General features: G+C 57.7%; 3 protein-coding genes. 1 reads left to right on the top strand and 2 read right to left on the bottom strand.

Annotated elements, in window-relative coordinates; all coding sequences use genetic code 11:
- Nucleotides 1-180: 180 nt before the first annotated feature.
- Nucleotides 181-417, bottom strand: a complete 237-nt coding sequence (locus tag GA0061102_RS32400) for a hypothetical protein (protein WP_092856871.1) — start codon at nucleotides 415-417, stop codon at nucleotides 181-183.
- 399 nt (nucleotides 418-816) lie between these two features.
- Between GA0061102_RS32400 and GA0061102_RS32395 the strand changes: the two genes are divergently transcribed.
- A complete protein-coding gene (locus GA0061102_RS32395) occupies nucleotides 817-1,926 on the top strand; it encodes a sulfite oxidase (protein WP_245298213.1) in 1,110 nt (369 codons plus the stop codon).
- Nucleotides 1,927-2,568: 642 nt separating this feature from the next.
- On the opposite strand, the gene GA0061102_RS32390 is transcribed toward GA0061102_RS32395, so the two are convergent.
- Nucleotides 2,569-2,942, bottom strand: a 374-nt coding sequence (locus GA0061102_RS32390; RefSeq protein WP_139115143.1) for an integrase core domain-containing protein, incomplete at its 5' end; no start/stop codon positions are given.

Below are 2,942 nucleotides of genomic sequence, written 5' to 3'. Positions count from 1 at the left end.
GGCTCGCGCGCTGAAATCGTTGTTGCATAAGCTGATCCTCCGATGAATCAGCAAAAGCGTCGTCCGCAACAGCAGCAAATGTGAGTCAGAGCCAAATCAGGACGGAATGCAACAATCAGGCCTCATTGAGGGTGATCCGGTCGGCGTATATTGCGGCCCGCCTAACGTCGTTGGAAGGCCTCACGAGGCGGTGAATTTCACCGTCACGCCACGCTGCCGAAAGTAGGCCTGCATAAGTTTTCTGCCAGAACGATTGTTATGCGCAAGCCTAGCCGGGTCGAATACAGCTTCCGTCAAACCCGCCCGCGTCAAGGCTGCCTTGAGATTCGCGATATGCAAGTCGATGTCGGCATTGTCCGCTTGGAGCGATTCATAAATGCGGTTGATTGCATCTGCCACGGTCGGTTCACTCACTATTACACTCCTGTTGTTGTTTCGGTGGCGCTTACCACATTTTTCGGCTTGACCTTATTGTGGTGAAGTATGTCCACGTCAATGAGTGACGATAGAGTGAAACGCTGCATCCGCTGTCGGAGATGTGGTACCACAAGCCGACCAGCGGGCCGGCCTCGCGCAGTTCACACGCTACGGTTGCTTCGCGCCGATATCGTTGAAAAACTCGATGGAGTAGCCGCTCATCCGGTGATTTCCGGCCTTTTGCTGCCGTTCGAGGCCGATTCGAGGAACGTGCGGTATGTGCTAGAATGTGGCCCGAAGGCGGAATGCGACAGACGCACTGCGAGGGGCGGTGTGATCGAACCGGAATTCGCGCGACCGAGAGCCGACGTTGTGCTCTTGAAAGGGGAGACGAGGACGATGCCGACACCACAGCAACCCAGTCTAATAGTTCGACAGAAATCTCCACAGAACATCGAGTTTCCGTTTGCGTCGCTCTCCGATTGGCTGATCCCAACCGAGCTGTTCTTCGTGCGAAACCATTTCCCGTCGCCGGACCTCGATGTGCGAGACTGGAGATTGCGCGTTGGCGGGGCGGTGGAGCGGCCGATCGAACTTGACCTCGACAGCATCAAGGCGATGCGGAGCACGACTTTCACCGCCGTCGTCGAGTGCGCAGGGAACGGGCGCGTCTACTATGTGCCGCCGAAGGAGGGGTTGCAGTGGCAGAACGGAGCCGTCGGCAATGCCGCGTGGACAGGTGTTCTTCTGCGCGAGATTTTGGAAATGGCGGGCGTTAAGCGAACCGCACGTGAGGTTCTGCTCGTAGGCGCCGACAGCGGCGTCGTCGACACGAACAAGAAAACGGCTTCTCCCGGCCCCATCGCTTTTGCGCGCAGTTTACCGCTTGAGAAGGCCATCGCTGACAGCACGATCCTTGCCTATTCGATGAACGAGGAGCCGTTGACGCGCGATCACGGCTACCCGCTACGCGCGGTCGTGGGTGGCTGGTTCGGCATGGCTTGGGTCAAGTGGATCACGCATATCACGGTTGTGGAGCAACCGTTCCTTGGCTACTGGCAGGCGCGCGACTATTTCCGTTGGGAGCGCAGCCTCGGGGAACCCAGGCTGGTCCCCCTTGCGGAGATGGAGGTCAAAGCGCAGATCGCGCGTCCCGTACAGGGGGAGCATCTCATCGTCGGCCAACCGTACCGGATTTTCGGAGCCGCCTGGAGCGGAGAGGCTGCTATCCGGCAGGTACAGGTCTGTACCGGAGATGGCCGGGGCTGGCGCGAGGGAAGGCTCCTCGAAACAGAACATCCCTTTGCATGGCGCTTTTGGGAGTACATGTGGACCCCTGAAGAAGTGGGGCGACATATACTGCGATGTCGCGCGATCGATGGGGCGGGGTGCGTGCAGCCCGACCTCCAGCGTTCCGACTGCGAGAGCTACGCGGCCAATTGGATCGTTCCGGTGGAGGTTACAGTCGTTCCCGAGCCACAGACGTACGAGGAGGAATTCGTGATCTAATCACCTGTATGGGGCGGAATGGCGGCTTTTGGCGCAACTGCGACCCGCGTTGTCACTGCGTCATGTCCGCTTTGCAGCAACAGCGACGGGTGGCTCGATGACCATTATGGGCGCGCGAAGCCGCCTTTCCATGGTCCTATCGTCAAAGTCGGCTTGGGACCAAGAGCGAACCAAGGCCTAATGAGAATTCCGACCCTTGACCCTGAGCGTCACGCCCGAGGCAGGGCAGTCCTCTGCAAATCTATCGCTCACCAACTGAAACGAGGACCGAAAGAGCCATAGTAACCCGGCATCGATCCGCTCGGAGCTAACTCATTATCGCGTTGAACTCTCTCTTCCCACCGCCGACGGTTTGCCGCTTTGTCTTTAGCGGGATCTGTCGATTTGCTTGCGGTTACAGGACGAGATTGATCGCTAGGTCCGCCGACCGTCGAACAGGAAACAAAGAAAACAGCGGGAAAAATCAGCAGAATGCCTAAGGCAACAGCCCTCGTGAGCCCGGAGTAGATCGGCTGCACAGACATCTCTAATGCTCTCTTTGACCATCTGTAATAAAGAAGGATGTTATTCGATTTCGCATCGAGTGGAAACTAGAGGCTATTCGGATTTCCGTGTGAGGACAGTTGACCTGCCACTGAACTTTCATCCGGCGGCGATTAGAGCCTCGGTGGTTTTGAATACGCCAAGTGGCGCGGTGTGAGCAACCGGCGGAAACGCGAAGCTTTCATCTTGCGTAGCGTTGGAGCCGGTTGCGGCGATGGTCCCGGCAAAGTCTGCCGGGGTTTGGTATCCGAGCGATGAGTGCGGCCGGAAATGGTTGTAATCATCCGCCCATTCAGCAATGGCGCTTCGGGCATGATCGAGGCCGAAGAACAGGCTTTCGTTGAGCAGCTCGTCGCGCATCCGCCCGTTGAAACTCTCGACATAGCCATTCTGCATCGGCTTTCCTGGCGCGATGTAGTGCCATTCGACCTTGTGATCTTTCGACCAGGCGAGGATGGCATTCGACGTGAGTT

It is taken from the genome of Martinezella miluonensis, assembly GCF_900094545.1.
Lineage (GTDB): Bacteria > Pseudomonadota > Alphaproteobacteria > Rhizobiales > Rhizobiaceae > Rhizobium > Rhizobium miluonense.
The sequence above is the reverse complement of the archived record's forward strand: the minus strand, read 5'-3'. Positions and strand labels throughout refer to the sequence as shown.

Coding starts and splice junctions, on each gene's coding strand:
- GA0061102_RS32395 (WP_245298213.1), top strand. CDS start 817: ATGCCGACACCACAGCAACCCAGTCTAATAGTTCGACAGAAATCTCCA.